At 54.9% G+C, this 19,284-nt stretch carries 14 protein-coding genes; 10 read left to right on the plus strand and 4 right to left on the minus strand.

The window, feature by feature from the left end; translation table 11 throughout:
- The first annotated feature begins 54 nt into the window (after positions 1-54).
- Both amiA and hemF read left to right on the plus strand, forming a co-directional pair.
- Entirely contained in the window at positions 55-930 is an 876-nt protein-coding gene (gene amiA, locus LCD46_16200) for an N-acetylmuramoyl-L-alanine amidase AmiA (GenBank protein UOY69601.1), read from the plus strand.
- Entirely contained in the window at positions 930-1,829 is a 900-nt protein-coding gene (gene hemF / locus LCD46_16205; GenBank protein UOY69602.1) for an oxygen-dependent coproporphyrinogen oxidase, read from the plus strand. Before amiA ends, hemF begins: the two co-directional genes overlap by 1 nt.
- A 19-nt stretch (positions 1,830-1,848) precedes the next feature.
- Here the strand turns inward: hemF and maeB are convergent, their stop codons facing one another.
- Positions 1,849-4,128 carry an NADP-dependent oxaloacetate-decarboxylating malate dehydrogenase gene (gene maeB / locus LCD46_16210; GenBank protein UOY69603.1) on the minus strand — a complete coding sequence of 760 codons (2,280 nt, stop codon included), beginning with the start codon at positions 4,126-4,128 and terminating at the stop codon, positions 1,849-1,851.
- 289 nt (positions 4,129-4,417) lie between these two features.
- On the opposite strand from maeB, the gene tal reads away from it, so the two are divergent.
- Positions 4,418-5,368: a transaldolase gene (gene tal / locus LCD46_16215; GenBank protein ID UOY69604.1), complete on the plus strand. Its 951-nt coding sequence runs from the start codon at positions 4,418-4,420 to the stop codon at positions 5,366-5,368.
- Between the two features lie 19 nt (positions 5,369-5,387).
- Entirely contained in the window at positions 5,388-7,376 is a 1,989-nt protein-coding gene (gene tkt, locus LCD46_16220; GenBank protein UOY69605.1) for a transketolase, read from the plus strand.
- A 90-nt stretch (positions 7,377-7,466) separates the two neighbouring features.
- On the opposite strand, the gene LCD46_16225 is transcribed toward tkt, so the two are convergent.
- A complete protein-coding gene (locus LCD46_16225; protein ID UOY69606.1) occupies positions 7,467-7,799 on the minus strand; it encodes a tRNA-binding protein in 333 nt (110 codons plus the stop codon).
- 137 nt (positions 7,800-7,936) lie between these two features.
- On the opposite strand from LCD46_16225, the gene ebgR reads away from it, so the two are divergent.
- The 6 genes from ebgR to ygjK all read left to right on the plus strand — a co-directional run bounded on the left by ebgR (position 7,937) and on the right by ygjK (position 17,545).
- Positions 7,937-8,920 (plus strand): transcriptional regulator EbgR, encoded by a 984-nt coding sequence (ebgR, locus tag LCD46_16230; protein UOY69607.1) that lies wholly within the window; start codon positions 7,937-7,939, stop codon positions 8,918-8,920.
- Between the two features lie 146 nt (positions 8,921-9,066).
- Positions 9,067-12,150 (plus strand): beta-galactosidase subunit alpha, encoded by a 3,084-nt coding sequence (gene ebgA, locus LCD46_16235; protein ID UOY69608.1) that lies wholly within the window; start codon positions 9,067-9,069, stop codon positions 12,148-12,150.
- The gene (locus LCD46_16240; GenBank protein ID UOY69609.1) at positions 12,147-12,596 is read left to right on the plus strand and encodes a beta-galactosidase subunit beta; all 450 of its coding nucleotides are present in this window, start codon (positions 12,147-12,149) and stop codon (positions 12,594-12,596) included. The genes ebgA and LCD46_16240 overlap by 4 nt, the downstream gene beginning before the upstream one ends.
- A gap of 56 nt (positions 12,597-12,652) precedes the next feature.
- Positions 12,653-14,089: an amino acid permease gene (locus tag LCD46_16245; GenBank protein UOY69610.1), complete on the plus strand. Its 1,437-nt coding sequence runs from the start codon at positions 12,653-12,655 to the stop codon at positions 14,087-14,089.
- Between the two features lie 38 nt (positions 14,090-14,127).
- Positions 14,128-15,186, plus strand: coding sequence for a hypothetical protein (locus LCD46_16250; protein UOY69611.1), 1,059 nt, complete (start codon positions 14,128-14,130; stop codon positions 15,184-15,186).
- 13 nt (positions 15,187-15,199) lie between these two features.
- On the plus strand, positions 15,200-17,545 hold the full coding sequence (ygjK, locus tag LCD46_16255; GenBank protein ID UOY69612.1) for an alpha-glucosidase: 2,346 nt from the start codon (positions 15,200-15,202) through the stop codon (positions 17,543-17,545).
- Here the strand turns inward: ygjK and LCD46_16260 are convergent.
- Entirely contained in the window at positions 17,542-18,585 is a 1,044-nt protein-coding gene (locus LCD46_16260; protein UOY69613.1) for a DUF1176 domain-containing protein, read from the minus strand. The two genes, ygjK and LCD46_16260, sit on opposite strands and share 4 nt — an antisense overlap.
- Positions 18,586-18,686: 101 nt before the next feature.
- Entirely contained in the window at positions 18,687-19,280 is a 594-nt protein-coding gene (gene nudK / locus LCD46_16265; protein ID UOY69614.1) for a GDP-mannose pyrophosphatase NudK, read from the minus strand.
- Positions 19,281-19,284: the final 4 nt, after the last annotated feature.

Here is a 19,284-nt window from a genome sequence, read left to right on the forward strand (position 1 = left end):
GCTAATCACGATACGATATAACACCAGGACTCCAATTTTTACAATTCAGGCCGCATGAGCACATTCAAACCATTAAAAGCACTCACATCGCGTCGTCAGGTTCTCAAAGCGGGGCTGGCGGCCTTAACGTTAACGGGCATCGCAAAGCAGGCTCAGGCAAAAGACGAGAGCACGCTCAAAACCAGTAACGGACACAGTAAACCGAAAACCAAAAAGCCGGGCGCGAAGCGTCTGGTGATGCTTGATCCGGGCCATGGCGGGATTGATACCGGCGCCATCGGCAAAAACGGTTCGAAAGAAAAACACGTCGTGCTCGCGATTGCAAAAAATGTGCGCGCGATTTTACGCAGTAACGGCATTGACGCACGCCTGACGCGTTCCGGTGACACCTTCATTCCTCTGTATGACCGCGTGGAGATCGCCCATCAGCACGGTGCGGATCTGTTTATGTCGATTCACGCCGACGGCTTTACCAACCCTTCTGCGGCAGGTGCCTCGGTGTTTGCGCTTTCCAACCGTGGTGCCAGTAGCGCCATGGCGAAATATCTCTCCGATCGCGAAAACCGGGCAGATGAAGTCGCCGGAAAGAAAGCCACCGATAAAGACCACCTGCTACAGCAGGTGCTGTTCGACCTCGTGCAGACGGATACGATCAAAAACAGCCTGACGCTCGGCTCACATATTCTGAAGAAGATTAAGCCGGTGCATCGTCTGCACAGTAAAGGCACCGAGCAGGCGGCGTTCGTGGTGCTGAAATCACCGTCCATCCCGTCCGTGCTGGTGGAGACCTCCTTCATTACCAACCCGGAAGAAGAGCGACTCCTCGGTACCACGGCGTTTCGTCAGAAGATCGCCAACGCCATCGCCTCCGGCATTATTAGCTACTTCAACTGGTTTGATAACCAAAAAGCGCACTCCAGGAAACGTTGATGAAACCCGATGCTCAACTGGTCAAAACCTTCCTGCTACAGCTGCAGGATGAGATTTGCCAGAAACTGGCCGCCGCAGACGGCGGTGAATTTCAGGAAGATAACTGGCAGCGCGAGGCCGGTGGCGGTGGGCGCAGTCGGGTGCTGCGTAACGGCGGCATCTTTGAACAGGCGGGCGTCAATTTCTCCCACGTTCACGGCGACGCGATGCCCGCATCTGCGACCGCGCACCGTCCTGAACTGGCAGGCCGCAGTTTTGAAGCGATGGGCGTCTCGCTGGTGGTGCATCCACACAACCCGTTTGTGCCCACCAGCCACGCCAACGTGCGCTTTTTCATTGCGGAAAAACCAGGGGCCGATCCGGTCTGGTGGTTTGGCGGCGGTTTCGACCTCACGCCCTACTACGGCTTCGAAGAGGACGCCGTGCACTGGCACACCACCGCGCGAGACCTTTGTCTGCCGTTTGGCGAAGACGTCTACCCGAAATTTAAAAAGTGGTGCGATGACTACTTTTATCTGAAGCACCGCGACGAGCAGCGCGGCATCGGCGGGCTGTTCTTTGACGATCTCAACACCCCTGATTTTGATACCGCGTTCAGCTTTATGCGCGCCGTGGGCGAAGGCTATACCGACGCCTATCTGCCGATTGTCGAGCGCCGTAAAAATACCGACTATGGCGTGCGCGAACGCGAGTTCCAGCTCTATCGTCGCGGGCGCTACGTGGAATTCAACCTGGTGTGGGATCGCGGGACGCTGTTCGGCCTGCAGACCGGCGGGCGCACGGAGTCGATTCTGATGTCGATGCCGCCGCTGGTGCGCTGGGAGTACTGCTACGAACCAAAAGAAGGCAGCCCGGAGGCTGCCTTGCGTGAGTTTATTCAGGTTCGGGACTGGGTGTAACTGCCGGATGGCGCTGCGATTAAAGAGGCTGCGTCTGCGCCTCAACCACCGCCAGCGCCACCATATTCACGATACGACGCACGGAGGCAATCGGTGTTAACACATGCACCGGTTTCGCCACCCCCATCAGTACTGGCCCTACGGTCACACCTTCAGAACTGGAGACGCGCAGCAGGTTATAGCTGATACGCGCCGCTTCCACGTTCGGCATAATCAATATGTTCGCCGATCCTTTCAGCGGACTGTCCGGCATACGTTCGTTACGGATGCTCTCCACCAGCGCGGCATCGCCGTGCATTTCCCCGTCAATCATCAGCTCCGGTGCACGCTCGCGCACCAGCTCCAGCGTCTGACGCATTTTGCAGGCCGCCGCAGATTTGGACGAACCAAAGTTAGAGTGCGACAGCAGTGCCACCTTCGGCTCAATACCAAAGCGACGCACGGTTTCCGCCGCCATCACGGTGATTTCCGCCAGTTCGTCCGGGGTTGGGTCATCGTTAACGTAAGTATCGGCAATAAAGGTGTTGCCGCTTGGCAGCAGCAGCGCGTTCATCGCCCCGGCGGTATGAACGCCATCGCGATAGCCGAAGATCTCCTGCACCACGCTGAAGTGTTCGTGGTAGTCACCAACGGTACCGCAGATCAACGCATCGGCTTCACCACGATGGACCATGATCGCGCCGATCACCGTCGTGTTGCTGATCACCGCTTTCTGCGCCTGTTCCTGGGTGATCCCGCGACGTTTCATGATCGCGTAGTATTCGCTCCAGTACTCTTTGAAGCGCGGATCGGATTCGTTGTTAACGATCTCGAAGTCGACGCCCGGCTTAATCTGCAGACCCAGCTTCTGGATGCGCATCTCGATAACGCTCGGACGACCAATCAGGATCGGCTTCGCCAGACCTAAGGTGATCAGCTCCTGGGTGGCGTGCAGCACGCGAGCCTCTTCCCCTTCCGCCAGCACCACGCGCTTCGCGTCGGCGCGCGCCTGAGAGAAGATCGGCTTCATGAACAGGTTGGTTTTATAGACAAACTCGGTGAGCTTATCGACGTAGGCGTCGAAGTCCTGAATCGGGCGCGTCGCCACGCCGGAGTCCATCGCCGCTTTAGCTACCGCTGGGGCAATCTTAACAATCAGACGCGGGTCAAATGGTTTTGGAATGATGTAATCCGGGCCAAAGCTCAGATCCTGGTCGCCATAGGCGGAGGCAACCACTTCACTTTGCTCGGCGTGCGCCAGCTCCGCGATAGCGTGAACCGCGGCAAGCTTCATCTCTTCGTTGATTGCCGTCGCGCCAACGTCCAGCGCGCCACGGAAAATGAACGGGAAGCAGAGCACGTTGTTCACCTGATTAGGGTAGTCGGAACGACCAGTACAGATGATGGCATCTTCACGCACCGCTTTCGCCAGCGGCGGCAGAATTTCCGGCTCCGGGTTAGCCAGCGCGAGAATCATTGGCGCGCGCGCCATCTTCTTCACCATCTCCTGGGTCAGCACTTTCGGGCCTGAACAGCCGAGGAAGATATCCGCGCCATCAATGACGTCCTCAAGCGTGCGTTTACCGTCGTCTTCAACCGCATATGCCGCTTTGGTTTCCGCCATGTTTGGCTCGCGGCCTTTATAGATAACGCCTTTGGAATCACAGACCACAATGTTGTGCTTCTGCATACCCAGCGCCACCAGCAGGTTCATACAGGCGATGGCCGCAGCTCCCGCACCGGAAACTACCATGCGCACGTCAGAGAGATTTTTCTCCACCACGCGCAAACCGTTCAGAATCGCAGCGGTACTGATAATCGCAGTACCGTGCTGGTCATCATGGAACACGGGAATGTTCATACGCTCGCGCAGCTTCTGCTCGATATAGAAACATTCCGGCGCTTTGATGTCTTCCAGGTTGATACCGCCGAAGGTCGGCTCCAGCGCAGCCACCACGTTGATGAATTTATCGGGATCGAGTTCATCCACCTCGATATCAAACACGTCGATACCGGCGAATTTCTTGAACAGAACACCCTTCCCTTCCATCACGGGTTTACCCGCCAGCGCACCAATGTTGCCAAGACCTAATACCGCCGTGCCGTTAGAGATCACGGCAACAAGGTTGCCACGCGCGGTATATTTGTAGGCCGCCAGCGGATCTTTTTCGATTTCCAGACACGGTGCAGCAACGCCCGGCGAATAGGCCAGCGCCAGATCGCGCTGCGTTGCCAGTGGCTTCGTGGGGGAAACCTGGATTTTACCCGGGACAGGGAACTCGTGAAAATCGAGGGCACTCTGTTTTAACTGCTCATCCATCTTCTTTTTCCTTTCACGTATCGGTCAAAAGGGTGACGTAAGCGATCCTGTTGCACACCCTGGTGTGCCGCCTAGTATCGCCGCAGGCCGCCACATAAACTTTGAAGGCTGCCAAACTCTCACCATCACACATTAAAAATTGTTATCAATTTATAACAGCCATGTTACCCGTCTCAAAAGCAATGCCGCCCCCGTCTGCTATGCTTTTTTGTTAAGTCCATCATGATTTTTCCAGAAGTGTGAACTAACGCACTCATCTAACTCTTTTATTTTCAAGGAGTAATTATTTATGAATCAGTTAGACGGCATCAAACAATTCACCACCGTGGTCGCAGACAGCGGCGATATCGAGTCGATTCGCCACTATCAGCCGGAGGATGCGACCACCAACCCTTCGCTACTGCTTAAAGCCGCCGGGCTTGCGCATTTTAGTCATCTGATTGATGACGCCATTGCCTACGGTAAACAGCGCGGGAAAACCCAGGAGCAGCAGGTCACCGAAGCCAGCGACAAGCTGGCCGTTAATTTTGGTGCAGAAATTCTTAAAAGCATCCCCGGACGCGTCTCGACCGAAGTCGACGCCCGCCTCTCTTTCGATAAAGAAAAGAGTATTCACAAGGCTCGCCGTCTGGTTGAACTCTACCAGGAACAGGGGATCGATAAATCTCGCATCCTGATCAAACTGGCGTCGACGTGGGAAGGTATTCGTGCGGCGGAAGTGCTGGAAAAAGAGGGTATCCACTGCAACCTGACGCTGCTGTTCTCGTTTGCTCAGGCACGCGCCTGTGCCGAAGCGGGGGTGTTCCTCGTCTCGCCATTTGTCGGACGCATCTACGACTGGTATCAGGCAAAACAGCCGATGGATCCGTACGTGGTCGATGAGGATCCGGGCGTGAAATCGGTTCGTAATATCTATGATTACTTTAAACAGCACCGCTACGACACTATCGTGATGGGTGCCAGCTTCCGCCGTACCGAGCAGATCCTCGCCCTGGCAGGCTGCGACCGCCTGACCATTTCCCCTAATCTGCTCAAAGAGCTGCAGGACAAAGAAGAGACGGTGATCCGCAAGCTGGTGCCCACCTCTACCGTCTTGCCAAAACCGAAAGCCATGACCGAAGCCGAGTTCCGCTGGGAACATAATCAGGACGCCATGGCCGTAGAAAAACTGGCGGAAGGTATCCGCCTGTTCGCCGTCGATCAGCGCAAACTTGAAGACCTTCTCGCCGCCAAACTTTAACCTTGCCACGGAGTGAACTATGTCCCGTAAAGAGCTAGCCAATGCCATTCGCGCCCTCAGCATGGATGCCGTGCAGAAAGCCAATTCCGGCCACCCTGGCGCGCCTATGGGCATGGCTGATATTGCCGAAGTATTGTGGAACGACTTCCTGAAGCACAACCCCAACGACCCCACCTGGTACGATCGCGACCGTTTTATTCTCTCCAACGGCCACGCCTCAATGCTGCTCTACAGCCTGCTGCACCTCTCCGGCTACGATCTGCCGCTTGAGGAGCTGAAAAACTTCCGCCAACTGCACTCCAAAACGCCGGGGCACCCGGAGATTGGCTATACGCCAGGGGTGGAGACCACCACCGGACCGCTCGGTCAGGGGCTGGCGAATGCAGTCGGGCTGGCGATTGCCGAGCGTACGCTGGGCGCGCAGTTTAATCAGCCGGGGCATGACATCGTTGACCATTACACCTACGTGTTTATGGGTGACGGCTGCCTGATGGAGGGGATTTCCCACGAGGTCTGCTCCCTGGCGGGCACGCTGGGGCTCGGCAAGCTGATTGGCTTCTACGATCACAACGGCATCTCCATCGACGGGGAAACCAAAGGCTGGTTCACCGACGACACGGCGAAACGCTTCGAAGCCTACCACTGGCACGTGGTACATGAGATCGACGGGCACGATCCTGAGGCAGTGAAAAAAGCGATTCAGGAAGCGCAGAGCGTGAAGGACAAACCGTCGCTGATTATCTGCCGCACGGTTATCGGCTTCGGCTCGCCAAACAAAGCAGGTAAAGAGGAGGCGCACGGCGCGGCGCTGGGTGAAGAGGAAGTGGCGTTAACCCGACAAAAACTGGGCTGGAAATACCCGCCGTTCGAAATCCCAAAAGAGATCTACAAAGCATGGGATGCCCGAGAAACCGGTGAAAAGGCACAGCAGTCCTGGAACGAGAAGTTCTCCGCTTACAAAAAAGCGCACCCGGACCTGGCCGCCGAGTTTTCCCGCCGCATGAGCGGCGGTCTGCCGGAAGACTGGGACGATAAAACCCAGGCGCTGATTGAAAACCTGCAGGCTAACCCGGCGAAAATCGCCACCCGTAAGGCGTCTCAAAATACGCTCAATGCCATTGGGCCTATCCTGCCCGAACTGCTCGGTGGTTCAGCGGACCTGGCACCCAGTAACCTGACGATCTGGTCTGGCTCGAAATCACTGAAAGAGGACATCGCCGGGAACTACATTCACTACGGCGTGCGCGAATTCGGAATGACCGCCATTGCCAACGGCATCGCCCATCACGGCGGCTTCGTGCCCTACACCGCCACCTTCCTGATGTTTGTCGAGTATGCCCGTAACGCGGCGCGCATGGCGGCCCTCATGAAGGCGCGACAGATTATGGTCTATACCCATGACTCAATTGGTCTGGGAGAAGACGGACCAACGCACCAGGCGGTGGAACAACTGGCAAGCCTGCGCTTAACGCCGAACTTCAGCACCTGGCGTCCGTGCGATCAGGTGGAAGCGGCGGTCGGCTGGAAGCTGGCAGTGGAACGTCATACTGGCCCGACAGCGCTGATCCTGTCACGCCAGAACCTGGCGCAAATTGAGCGTACCCCGGAGCAGGTGAAAAACATCGCCCGCGGCGGCTACATCCTGAAAGACAGCGGCGGTAAACCGGACGTGATCCTGATTGCGACCGGTTCAGAGGTGGAAATCACGGTGAAAGCCGCCGAGAAGCTGACCGCCGAAGGTCATGCGGTGCGCGTGGTTTCATTGCCATCAACGGATATCTTTGACGCCCAGGATGAAGCGTACCGGGAAGCGGTTCTGCCATCAAACGTTGCGGCTCGCGTAGCGGTAGAGGCGGGTATTGCAGACTACTGGTACAAATACGTGGGACTGAAGGGGGCAATTGTCGGGATGCACGGATACGGTGAATCGGCGCCTGCCGATAAGCTGTTCCCGTATTTCGGCTTTACCGTTGAGAACGTGGTTGAGAAGGCGTTGAGCGTGATCTAGTGCGGCCTGCGTGCCCGGTGGCGCTACGCTTACCGGGCCTACATGGTCCGAAACATAGGCCGGGTAAAGCATAGCCGCCACCCGGCTTTTTCACACCACTCTTACCCCTGCTGCCATCGCCCGCTCCGGTGTTAGCAGCACGCTTTCGCTGGCATCGTCAGTCTCCGCACAGAGCAACATGCATTCAGACGTCTCGCCGCGCATTTTGGCTTTTGCCAGATTACACAGCACCACCACCACTTTCCCCATCAACTCCTCTTCCCGGTAATAGGGCACCAGGCTGGTGACGGTTTGCAGCGTTCTGTCGCCCACATGAATCTGCGCAATATAGAGTTTGTCTGCGTTAGCGTGGCGTTTAACGTCCACGATCGTCCCCACGCGGATCTCCAGCTTTGCAAAGTCATCGTAAGTTATCGTGTCCATGCTCCCTCCTTAGTAAAATTTTACTAAATATTAGCACGATATTTGTGGGAGGCAACACGCAGGATATTTAGTAAAAACTGATGCATGTCCGAACGCATCCTTTACAATGGGTTATCACGTGGGGAATAAGGACAATTATGGCAACGCTCAAAGACATCGCGACGGAGGCTGGCGTCTCGCTGGCGACGGTATCCCGGGTTTTAAACGATGACCCAACGTTGAACGTAAAAGAAGAGACCAAACACCGCATTCTGGAGATTGCTGAAAAGCTGGAATATAAGAGCACAACGTCCCGTAAAATGCAGTCTGTCGCAGTGGGTCAACAACATATTCTGGCACTCTACAGCTATCAGCAAGAGCTGGAGATTAACGACCCTTACTACCTTGCGATTCGCCACGGCATTGAGACACAGTGTGAAAAACTGGGTGTCGAACTGAGTAACTGTTACGCCAATACAACCCTGCCTGACATTAAAAAACTCACCGGGGTACTGATTGTCGGCAAACCTTCCACAGCCATACGCCGCACTGCGATGGCGTTGACCGACAACGTCTGTTTTATTGATTTCCATGAGCCCGGTAGCGAATTTGACTCCGTCGATATCGACCTCTCCCGCATCAGCAAACAGATCATAGACTTCTTTATTAAGCAGGATGTTAAACGCATCGGTTTTATCGGCGGAGAAGATGAACCCGGTAAAGCCGATATCCGTGAAGCGGCATTTGTGGAATATGGGCGCCTGAAAGGCGTTGTGTCAGAGCAGGATATCTGGCGCGGCGGATTTTCCAGCTCCTCAGGATATGAACTGGCGAAAAAAATGCTGGCTGAGAAGAGCTGGCCTGGCGCGCTGTTTGTGGCGTCAGACTCCATCGCCATCGGAGTATTACGCGCTATCCACGAAAAGGGGCTGGCGATCCCTGAGGATATCTCGCTCATTAGCGTGAACGATATCCCAACCGCCCGCTTCACCTTTCCGCCGCTTTCCACCGTACGCATTCATTCCGAAATGATGGGCAGTCAGGGCGTTAACCTGCTGCTGGAAAAATCCCGTGATGGCCGGGCACTCCCCCTTCAGGTTTTCGTGCCAAGCGTCCTGAAACTGCGCGGCACGACACGCTGATTTCCCCTCTTCAAACACACAGCCGGGCATGCCCGGCTTTTTTTATTTCGTGATCGAGTTAAAGCAAATCAGTTTTACTGATTTTATTTAGTAAAATTTTTACTAAAATCCTCAGCAATGATGTTTTACCCCTACAGGGAGATCGCATGAATCGCTGGGAAAATATTCAACTCACGCATGAAAACCGGCTTCCGCCGCGTGCGTACTTCTTCTCTTATGACACTGTCGCCCAGGCTCTCACCTTTGCCCGCGAGGTCAGCAGCCATTTTCTGTCGCTAAGCGGCCAGTGGAACTTTCATTTTTTCCCGAACCCGCTGCTGGTACCGGAAAACTTCACCACACAGTACATGGCTGACTGGGGCCAGATTACCGTACCGGGCATGTGGCAGATGGAAGGTCACGGTCAACTGCAATACACCGATGAGGGTTTCCCCTTCCCGGTAGACGTGCCGTGGGTGCCCACCGATAACCCCACCGGGGCATATCAGCGCTGGTTCACTCTGTCAGACAACTGGCAGGGTAAACAGACAATCATCAAGTTTGACGGCGTCGAAACCTACTTCGAAGTCTACGTGAATGGCCGCTACATCGGTTTTAGTAAGGGAAGTCGACTGACTGCCGAATTTGATATCAGCGACGCGGTACATAGCGGACAAAACCTGCTGTGCGTGCGTGTGATGCAGTGGGCAGACTCCACCTACATTGAAGATCAGGACATGTGGTGGACCGCAGGGATTTTCCGCGACGTTTATCTGGTCGGTAAAACGCCGACACACGTCCGCGACGTCACGATCAAAACCACGTTTGACGAGTCATACAAGGATGCGACCCTTTTCTGTCAGCTGGAACTGGAAAACCTGGCCCCTCACGCCTCTACCGTGTCGCTGGAGTACGCCCTGTTTGATGGCGAGGTCAGACTTCATCAGGGCACGACCGACAGCCTGACCGTGTCCCGCAGCACTGAAACCGCCTTTAGCATTGAGGTCAAACAGCCTCAGCAGTGGTCTGCGGAATCGCCCTACCTCTATCATCTGGTCGTAACGCTTAAAGATAAGCACGGGCAAACGCTGGAGGTGATCCCGCAGCGGGTTGGTTTCCGCGACATTAAAGTGCGCGACGGCCTGTTCTACGTTAACAACCACTACCTGAAACTCCACGGTGTAAACCGTCACGATAACGATCACCTGAAAGGCCGTGCGGTGGGCATGGATCGCGTTGAGCGCGATCTGATCCTGATGAAGCAGCACAACATCAACTCGGTTCGCACCGCCCACTACCCCAACGATCCACGCTTCTATGAGTTGTGCGATATCTACGGCCTGTTTGTGATGGCGGAAACGGATGTGGAATCCCACGGTTTTGCCAACGTTGGCGACCTGAGTCGAATTACCGACGATCCGGTATGGGAGCACGTATACGTTGAGCGCATTGAGCGCCACATTCACGCCCAGAAAAACCACCCGTCCATCATCATCTGGTCGCTCGGGAACGAGTCAGGCTACGGCTGCAACATCCGCGCCATGGCCCGTGCCGCAAAAGCGCTGGATGACACGCGACTGCTGCACTATGAAGAAGATCGCGATGCCGAGGTAGTGGATATCATCTCCACCATGTATACCCGCGTACCGCTGATGAATTTGTTCGGTGAGTACCCGCACGCCAAACCACGGATTATCTGTGAATACGCTCATGCGATGGGCAACGGTCCCGGCGGGTTAACTGAGTACCAGAACGTGTTCGATCGTCACGACTGCATTCAGGGCCACTACGTCTGGGAATGGTGCGACCACGGTATTCAGGCGGTTGATGCCAGAGGCAATACGTATTACGCCTATGGTGGTGATTTTGGCGACTACCCGAATAACTACAACTTCTGCCTCGACGGGCTGATTTACTCCGATCAAACCCCAGGCCCGGGGTTGCGTGAGTACAAGCAGGTAATTGCTCCGGTGAAACTACGCTGGCAGGACGACAAACTCTGCGTAGAAAACCGCTTCTGGTTCACAAACCTGGATGATTACACCCTGCACGTCGAGGTACGGGCGGAAGGTGAAACCCTGCACAGCCAGCTACTGACGATGACAGGAGTAGCCCCCAACAGCGAAAGCAGCATAAGCCTGAATTTACCTGAACTGGATGAGCGGGAAGCGTTCCTGACCGTGCGCATCAGCAAAAATAGCCGTACGCGCTACAGCGAAGCCGGGCACGGTATCGCTGTGTACCAGTTCCCGTTAAAAGCACGCACAAACCACGCCACACCGCTTATCAATACCAACGCGACGCCACTTCATCTGGAAGAGGATCGCCTGAGCTGCACCGTGACCGGACACAACTTCCGCGCGAGCTTCTCTAAAGTGACGGGAAAACTCAGCGCCTGGCAGGTAAACGGCGAAGAGAACATCACTCGTGAGCCGAAGATTAACTTCTTCAAGCCGATGATTGATAACCACAAGCAAGAGTATGAAGGGCTGTGGCAACCCAACCACCTGCAGATCATGCAGGAGCACCTGCGCGGTTTCGAGGTTGAGCAACGTGACGACGCGATCATTATCACAACCCGTACGCTGATTGCCCCGCCGGTGTTTGATTTTGGCATGCGCTGCACCTACCGCTGGCGCATCGCCGCCGATGGGCAAATCAACGTTGAACTGAGCGGTGAGCGCTACGGCGAGTATCCACACATCATTCCGTGCATCGGCTTTACGCTCGGCATCAACGGCGAATTTGACCAGGTGAGCTATTACGGACGCGGACCGGGGGAAAACTATCCGGACAGCCAACAGGCCAGCACCATCGATCTGTGGCACACCACGGTAGATGAGATGTTTGAAAACTATCCGTTCCCGCAGAACAACGGCAACCGCCAGCAGGTACGCTGGGCCACGCTTGCCAACCGTCACGGCAGCGGCCTGCTGGTGGTGCCTGAGCAACCCATCCATTTCAGCGCATGGCACTACACGGCAGAAAACATCCACGCAGCACAACACTGCAACGAACTGCGTCGCTGCGATGACATCACCCTCAACCTTGACCATCAGGTACTGGGTTTAGGCTCTAACTCCTGGGGAAGCGAAGTGCTGGACGCCTGGCGCGTCTGGTTCAGACCGTTCCGCTACGGCTTCACGCTGCTCCCGCTTGAAGGTGGGCAAACTGCCGCGCAGGCGCTGGCGAACCATCAGTTTGGCACCGGTTTCTTCTCCATGAATTCGCACAGCGAGGCAAACCAATGATCGTTATCGACAGTCTGGAACAGTTCCAGAAACTTTACCGTGCGGGGCGTAAATGGCAGCGCTGTTCAGAAGCGATTAACAATATCGACAACATCCAACCCGGTGTAGCCCACTCGATCGGTGATTCGCTGGCCTACCGCGTCTCCTGCGATGCCAGTACCGACGCGCTATTTGTCGGTCATCGGCGCTATTTCGAAGTGCATTACTACCTACAGGGCACGCAGAAAATTGAATACGCCGCGAAAGCATCCCTGCAGGTTGTGGAGTGCTATCGCGATGAAACCGACCGCGAATACCTGAAAGGTGTGGGTCACACCGCTCAGGTCCACGAGGGGCAAGTTGTGATTTGTGAGAATCACGAGGCGTATCGCTTCATCAGCGACATGCCGACAAAAAAAGTCGTCCTCTATGTCACCATCGAAGACGGTTATTTCCATAACAAATAAAAATGTGAGCGGTGCCAATGAAGCACCGCTATCCTCCCTGTACCCGGAGAAACGTTATGTCTGAAACCATCAAACGCAATACCATCGGCAAATTCGGCCTGCTGTCGCTGACATTTGCCGCCGTGTTTAGTTTTAACAACGTTATCAATAACAATATTGAGCTGGGGCTCGCCTCCGCGCCCATGTTCTTTTTAGCCACCCTGTTCTATTTCATTCCGTTCTGCTTAATTATCGCTGAATTTGTCTCACTGAATAAAAACTCCGAAGCCGGGGTTTACGCCTGGGTGAAAAGTTCGCTGGGCGGACGCTGGGCCTTTATTACCGCCTACACCTACTGGTTCGTGAATCTGTTCTTCTTCACCTCGTTATTACCGCGCGTCATCGCCTACGCTTCATATGCTTTTTTAGGCTATGAGTACATTCTTACGCCGTTTGCTACCACGGTACTGAGTATGGTGCTGTTCGCGTTCTCAACCTGGGTCTCCACCAACGGGGCGAAAATGCTGGGGCCGATCACCTCAGTGACCTCCACACTGATGCTGCTGCTCACTCTCTCCTATATCCTTCTGGCCGGCGCCGCGCTGGTGGGTGGCGTGCAGCCAGCCGACCCGATCACCGTTGACGCAATGATCCCGAACTTCAACTGGGCCTTCCTCGGCATCACCACCTGGATATTTATGGCTGCCGGTGGCGCGGAATCCGTTGCGGTCTATGTCAACGACGTTAAAGGTGGCTCTAAATCCTTCGTGAAGGTGATTATTCTGGCGGGGATTTTCATCGGCGTGCTGTACTCCATCTCCTCGGTGTTGATTAACGTCTTTATCAGCAGTAAAGAACTGAAATTTACCGGCGGTTCGGTTCAGGTGTTCCACGGTCTGGCGGTGTGGTTTGGGCTGCCGGAAGTCCTGATGAACCGCTTTGTCGGCCTGGTTTCCTTTACTGCGATGTTCGGTTCTCTGCTGATGTGGACCGCAACGCCGGTAAAAATCTTCTTCTCTGAGATCCCAACCGGAATTTTTGGCCCAAAAACCGTGGCGCTGAACGAAAATGGCGTACCGGCCCGTGCGGCGTGGATCCAGTATCTCATTGTGATCCCGTTGATGATTATTCCCACAATGGGTTCAAATACCGCTCAGGAGCTGATGAACACCGTCATCAATATGACCGCCGCCGCCTCCATGCTGCCGCCGCTGTTCATTATGCTGGCCTACCTGAACCTGCGTCGTAAGCTCGACCACCTGCCGCGCGATTTCAAAATGGGCTCACGCACCATGGGTATGGTGGTGGTGTCGATGCTGATTGTGATTTTTGCTATCGGCTTTGTGGCCTCAACCTTCCCCACCGGTGGCAATATTCTGACGATTATTTTCTATAACGTCGGAGGGATCGTTTTATTCCTCGGATTTGCCTGGTGGAAATACAGCAAATACGTCAAAGGATTATCAAAAGAACAACAACAAATTGAAGCCTCACCAGCCTCAAATATTCATTAACACCGAAGGCACGGATATTCTTTCTTTGGGATGAGTGCATGAAAATTAAAGAGAAAACAATTGGGGCACTCGCTGCCCTCTCTTTCTGCTGCCCCGCATTTGCCGCAGAAGAAGCCCGACCCGCTGAACACGACGATACCAAAACACCGGAACTCACCACCTCTTCATTTCGCTTTTATGGTGAACTGGGTATCGGCGGATATATGGATCTGGAGGGTAAGAATAAACATAAATACAGTGACGGCACCTATATTGAGGGCGGTCTGGAGATGAAGCACGGGAACTGGTTCGGCCTGATTTATGGCGAAGGCTGGACCGTTCAGGCCGATAGTCAGGGTAACGCCTGGGTACCAGACCACAGTTGGGGCGGTTTCGAAGGGGGGCTTAACCGTGTTTACGGCGGCTACAAAACCGCTAACAGCACCGAAATTATGTTGAGCCTGCGCCAGGACTCTTCTCTGGATGACCTGCAGTGGTGGGGAGATTTCACCCCGGATCTGGGCTACGTGATCCCCAACACCCGCGACATAATGTATGCCCTCAAGGTGCAGAATCTCTCCGGCGATCTGCGCTATAGCATCACCGCAACGCCTGCCGGGCATCATGATGAGAGCAAGGCCTGGCTGCATTTCGGCAAATACGATCGCTACGACGACAAGTATACCTATCCGGCGATGGTGAACGGCTATCTCCAGTATGACATCGCGAAAGATGTCACCTGGATGAACGGTCTGGAAATCACCGACGGTACCGGACAACTCTTTTTAACCGGGATGTTGTCGCCGAACCTGGCCGCACGCGCCTGGCACCACACGGGACGCGCCAGGGGTAAAGATGTACCAGGGACAGAAACGGGCTATATGGTCAGCGCCATGGTGGAAGCGCTAAAAGGCGTCTACCTTTCTACCGCCTACAGCTATGCCAAACACCGTCCGGACAATGGCGGGGACGAAACGACGTCCTTTATGCAGTTCGGTATCTGGTACGAGTACGGCGGAGGGCGCTTTGCCACCGCAGCGGACAGCCGCTTCTATATGAAAAATGCCTCAGGCGACCCAAGCGATCGGGTCTTCCTGATGCAATACTTCTACTGGTAAAAGGATCTTCCCCATGAAATTCTGTCTTACGCCGCTGGCCTGCGCGCTGGTATTGAGTTTTTCAGCCCACGCCACCACGGCAAATGACTTTAAAAACGTGATTAACCGCACCGGTGCGCCGCAGTATATGCACGATTTCGACGCTGACGACCACCAGCGTTTTAGCCCCTTTTTCGATTTGGGTGCCTGGCATGGGCATCTGCTGCCTGACGGACCGCAAACCCAGGGAGGATTTCCAGGCGTAGCGCTGCTCACCGAAGAGTACATCAATTTTATGGCAGCGAATTTTGATCGCCTGAGCGTGTACCAGAACGGTAAAAAAGTGGATTTCACCCTTGAGGCTTTCAGTCTTCCCGGCGCGTTGGTGCAAAAGCTGAGCGCGAAAGATGTGCAAATCGAAATGACGCTACGTTTCGCAACCGCGCGCACCTCATTGCTAGAAACGCAGATTACGAGCAAGACGCCACTGGACCTGGTATGGGATGGCGAGCTGCTGGAAAAACTTGAGGCCAAAGAGGGCAAACCGCTTTCGGATAAGACCATAGACGGCGCGTATCCCGATTATCAGCGCAAAATGGTTCCCACCCGTGACGGCCTGAAGGTGACCTTTGGTAAAGTGCGATCCACTTGGGATCTCCTCACCTCCGGCAGTTCCGAATATCAGGTGCATAAATCAATCCCGATCGATACCACCGTCGACGGTCATCGCTTTATCAGTCGGGCACACATTTCCGGCAGCACCACGCTGTACACCACCTACTCCCATCTGTTGAGTGCTGACGACGTTGCGCGCGAGCAGCCGAAAATTCGCGATATTCTGGCGCGGCCCGCCTGGTTCATGAGCGCCTCGCAAACACGCTGGGAGGGATATTTACAAAAGGGACTCACCAACCCGAATGCGACACCAGAACAAACTCGTGTCGCGGTGAAGGCCATCGAGACGCTAAACGGTAACTGGCGTTCACCGGGTGGTGCGGTACGTTTTAACACGGTGACGCCCTACGTGACCGGACGCTGGTTCTCCGGCAACCAGACCTGGCCATGGGACACCTGGAAACAGGCGTTTGCCATGTCGCATTTCAACCCGGATATCGCCAAAGAGAACATTCGCGCGGTGTTCTCCTGGCAGATTAAACCCGACGATCCGGTGCGCCCTCAGGATGCAGGATTCGTGCCTGATCTTATCGCCTGGAACCTAAGCCCGGAACGCGGCGGTGACGGAGGCAACTGGAACGAACGAAACACCAAACCGAGCCTGGCGGCATGGTCGGTGATGGAGGTATACAACACCACACATGACAAGGTCTGGCTGGCAGAGATGTACCCTAAACTGGTGGCCTACCATGACTGGTGGCTCCGTAACCGTGACCATAATGGTAACGGTGTGCCGGAGTACGGTGCGACGCGTGACAAAGCCCATAACACCGCCAGCGGTGACATGCTGTTTACGGTGAAAAAAGGCGATAAAGAGGAACCGCTTTCCGGACTGAATAACTACGCCCGGGTAATCGAAAAAGGACATTACGACAGTCTGGAGATCCCGGCGCAGGTTGCCGCCTCGTGGGAGTCCGGACGTGATGACGCCGCCGTGTTCGGATTTATAGATAAAACGCAGCTGGATAACTATGTCGCAAAAGGCGGAAAACGCAGCGACTGGATAGTAAAGTTTGCCGAAAACCGAAGTAAAGAAGGCGATCTGCTGGGTTACTCGTTACTCCAGGAGTCCGTCGACCAGGCGAGTTATATGTACAGCGATAATCACTATCTGGCACAAATGGCGAGCCTGCTGGGTAAAGAGCAGGATGCCAGCCACTATCGCCAATTGGCGGATAAACTCGCGACCTACATCAATACCTGTATGTTCGATGCGAACAGCGGTTTTTACTATGACATTCGCATTGAGGATAAACCGCTTGAGAATGGCTGTGCGGGCAAACCTATCACCGAGCGCGGTAAAGGGCCGGAAGGCTGGTCTCCTCTGTTTAACGGTGCAGCAACCCAGGAACATGCTGATGCCGTGGTGAAGGTGATGCTGGATCCGAAAGAGTTCAACACCTATGTGCCGCTGGGTACCGCTGCACTGACCAACCCGGCATTCGGTGCGGATATCTACTGGCGTGGTCGCGTCTGGGTCGACCAGTTCTGGTTTGGACTCAAAGGGATGGAACGCTACGGCTATCGGGAACAGGCACGAACGCTGGCAGATAACTTCTTTAAGCACGCGAAGGGGTTAACGTCTGATGGTCCAATTCAGGAAAACTACAACCCGCTGACCGGGGCACAGCAAGGCGCACCCAACTTCTCGTGGAGCGCGGCACATCTGTACATGCTGTATAACGACTTTTTTCGGAGAAACTAACGGGTGATCCACAGCGTGGGCCAGGCGTCGGGTCCATTCCAGTTATCGCAGCTGGGCTCCCCGGCATAACGTACCAGGCGAAAACGCTGGCCGTCAAAACGCCAGCGCGTCTGGACGCCACAATCGCCCAAACCACGTCCCAGCGCGAGCGTCGTCAGCTCGCGCGTTTTTTCATCAAAGCTGGCGTTCATCAACTCTATTTCACTGCTGTCGTCTGAAGGTGTAAACGGCAGACGCAGCCTGACGCTGCGGGCGGCGAACGGCTTTTTACGTGATACCAGCCACGCCAGATCGACGGTGTTATAAGCTCCCGCCTCGCAGCTGACGATCAGCAGCGCTTTGTCATCGGTTAACGCGGTGACGCGCACTTCCCGGCGGTTAGGATCCAGCGAGCACTGGTTGCTGTTCATCCGTCCGGTACCATAGTCCAGCAGGTCGTTCAGTTCGGCGTGGGAGAGCGGCGTCGGCGTCGGGTTGACGACCGACACCTTTTTTAAAGCTGGAGCGGGTGGAACGCTTAACGGCGGGTCGTCACCTTTCTTGATCCACGCGGTTTCGCTCCCGACGCGCTTTTGCTGCGCATCAATGAACAGCAACGCCGCTTTCAGACCGCTCAGGGAAATCACCTGCTTGCCGTCGCGCAGGGTCAGGGATTTCCCTTCCTGGATGTTTTTCAAAAAGGCGGTAATGGTGGCGGCATCGTCCGTTTTCAGATGCCAGGGCGTGAGCTGCCAGTGCGGCTTGTCCAGCTTCAGGGGAACGTTATCCAGCAGCAACCGGGGAGCAATATCCGGCTCATTAACCGACGGGGCGTCAAGGCCGCCGAGATCGATACGCAGCGTTGCATCCGTTTTCGCCCCGGCGCTTCGGGTGAGCGTCATGACCAAACCACGATGCTCCCCCGTGTTACGTGCCAGGCAAAAATTCTGGTTATTGCAGGTCACCTGCCAGTCAGAAAATGCCTGCTGAGCAGGCGCAGCCCGCACCAGCGGAGCGAAGAGCACGCAGAAGAGGGAGAATAAAAAAACACTGTAGCGCATGAATGACACAATCCCGGAACGAAAACGCTTAACTGGGCAGTATCTTCGGGTTACCACCGAGGTTGCTCAATCGGATTTATCAGATATACCCGAAAAATCATCTACATCCGTTCGAAAGCAGTGTCCATCAGCCCGGTTGTTTGTAAATACTGCAGTAATATCACAGCCTTGCCATCCCTGATTTCGCCTGAACGCATCATCTCCAGCGCACGAGAAAAGGGGAGCTCCAGCACTTCGATATCTTCATCTTCGACACCACCGCCCCGGTGAGTCCGCTGCGCATCGCTGTATTCCGCAATGAAGAAATGCACAATTTCCGTTACGCCGCCTGGGGACATAAACAGCTCGAAGACCTTTTTGACCTCTCCCACTTCAAAGCCGGTCTCTTCTACGGCCTCTTTGCGGATACACACTTCCGGCTCGTCATCATCAAGCAGGCCGGCACAGGTTTCAATCAAACGACCATCAGGGTTGCCATTAACCCATGTTGCAACCCGGAACTGACGGATCAGCACCACGCTCTGCTTTTCACGGTTATAGAGCAAAATGGTTGCCCCATTACCGCGGTCATAGACCTCGCGTTTGTGGCGGATCACTTCACCGTTGTTACGTGTAAGATCATAGGTGATGTTACGCAGGACAAAGTAGTTTTCAGAGAGAATTTTGTCTTTGATAACGTCAATTTTCAGGGTCATACGG

Origin of the sequence: Enterobacter ludwigii (assembly GCA_023023105.1) — a bacterium.
In the GTDB taxonomy this organism is placed as follows: Bacteria; Pseudomonadota; Gammaproteobacteria; order Enterobacterales; family Enterobacteriaceae; genus Enterobacter; species Enterobacter adelaidei.

Excerpts from the sequence above, each read along its gene's own strand:
- LCD46_16240 (UOY69609.1), top strand. The coding sequence starts at position 12,147 with ATGATCGTTATCGACAGTCTGGAACAGTTCCAGAAACTTTACCGTGCG.
- amiA (UOY69601.1), top strand. The coding sequence starts at position 55 with ATGAGCACATTCAAACCATTAAAAGCACTCACATCGCGTCGTCAGGTT.
- LCD46_16250 (UOY69611.1), top strand. The coding sequence starts at position 14,128 with ATGAAAATTAAAGAGAAAACAATTGGGGCACTCGCTGCCCTCTCTTTC.
- tal (UOY69604.1), top strand. The coding sequence starts at position 4,418 with ATGAATCAGTTAGACGGCATCAAACAATTCACCACCGTGGTCGCAGAC.
- maeB (UOY69603.1), bottom strand. The coding sequence starts at position 4,128 with ATGGATGAGCAGTTAAAACAGAGTGCCCTCGATTTTCACGAGTTCCCT.
- LCD46_16225 (UOY69606.1), bottom strand. The coding sequence starts at position 7,799 with ATGGACACGATAACTTACGATGACTTTGCAAAGCTGGAGATCCGCGTG.
- LCD46_16245 (UOY69610.1), top strand. The coding sequence starts at position 12,653 with ATGTCTGAAACCATCAAACGCAATACCATCGGCAAATTCGGCCTGCTG.
- ygjK (UOY69612.1), top strand. The coding sequence starts at position 15,200 with ATGAAATTCTGTCTTACGCCGCTGGCCTGCGCGCTGGTATTGAGTTTT.
- tkt (UOY69605.1), top strand. The coding sequence starts at position 5,388 with ATGTCCCGTAAAGAGCTAGCCAATGCCATTCGCGCCCTCAGCATGGAT.
- LCD46_16260 (UOY69613.1), bottom strand. The coding sequence starts at position 18,585 with ATGCGCTACAGTGTTTTTTTATTCTCCCTCTTCTGCGTGCTCTTCGCT.
- ebgR (UOY69607.1), top strand. The coding sequence starts at position 7,937 with ATGGCAACGCTCAAAGACATCGCGACGGAGGCTGGCGTCTCGCTGGCG.
- ebgA (UOY69608.1), top strand. The coding sequence starts at position 9,067 with ATGAATCGCTGGGAAAATATTCAACTCACGCATGAAAACCGGCTTCCG.
- nudK (UOY69614.1), bottom strand. The coding sequence starts at position 19,280 with ATGACCCTGAAAATTGACGTTATCAAAGACAAAATTCTCTCTGAAAAC.
- hemF (UOY69602.1), top strand. The coding sequence starts at position 930 with ATGAAACCCGATGCTCAACTGGTCAAAACCTTCCTGCTACAGCTGCAG.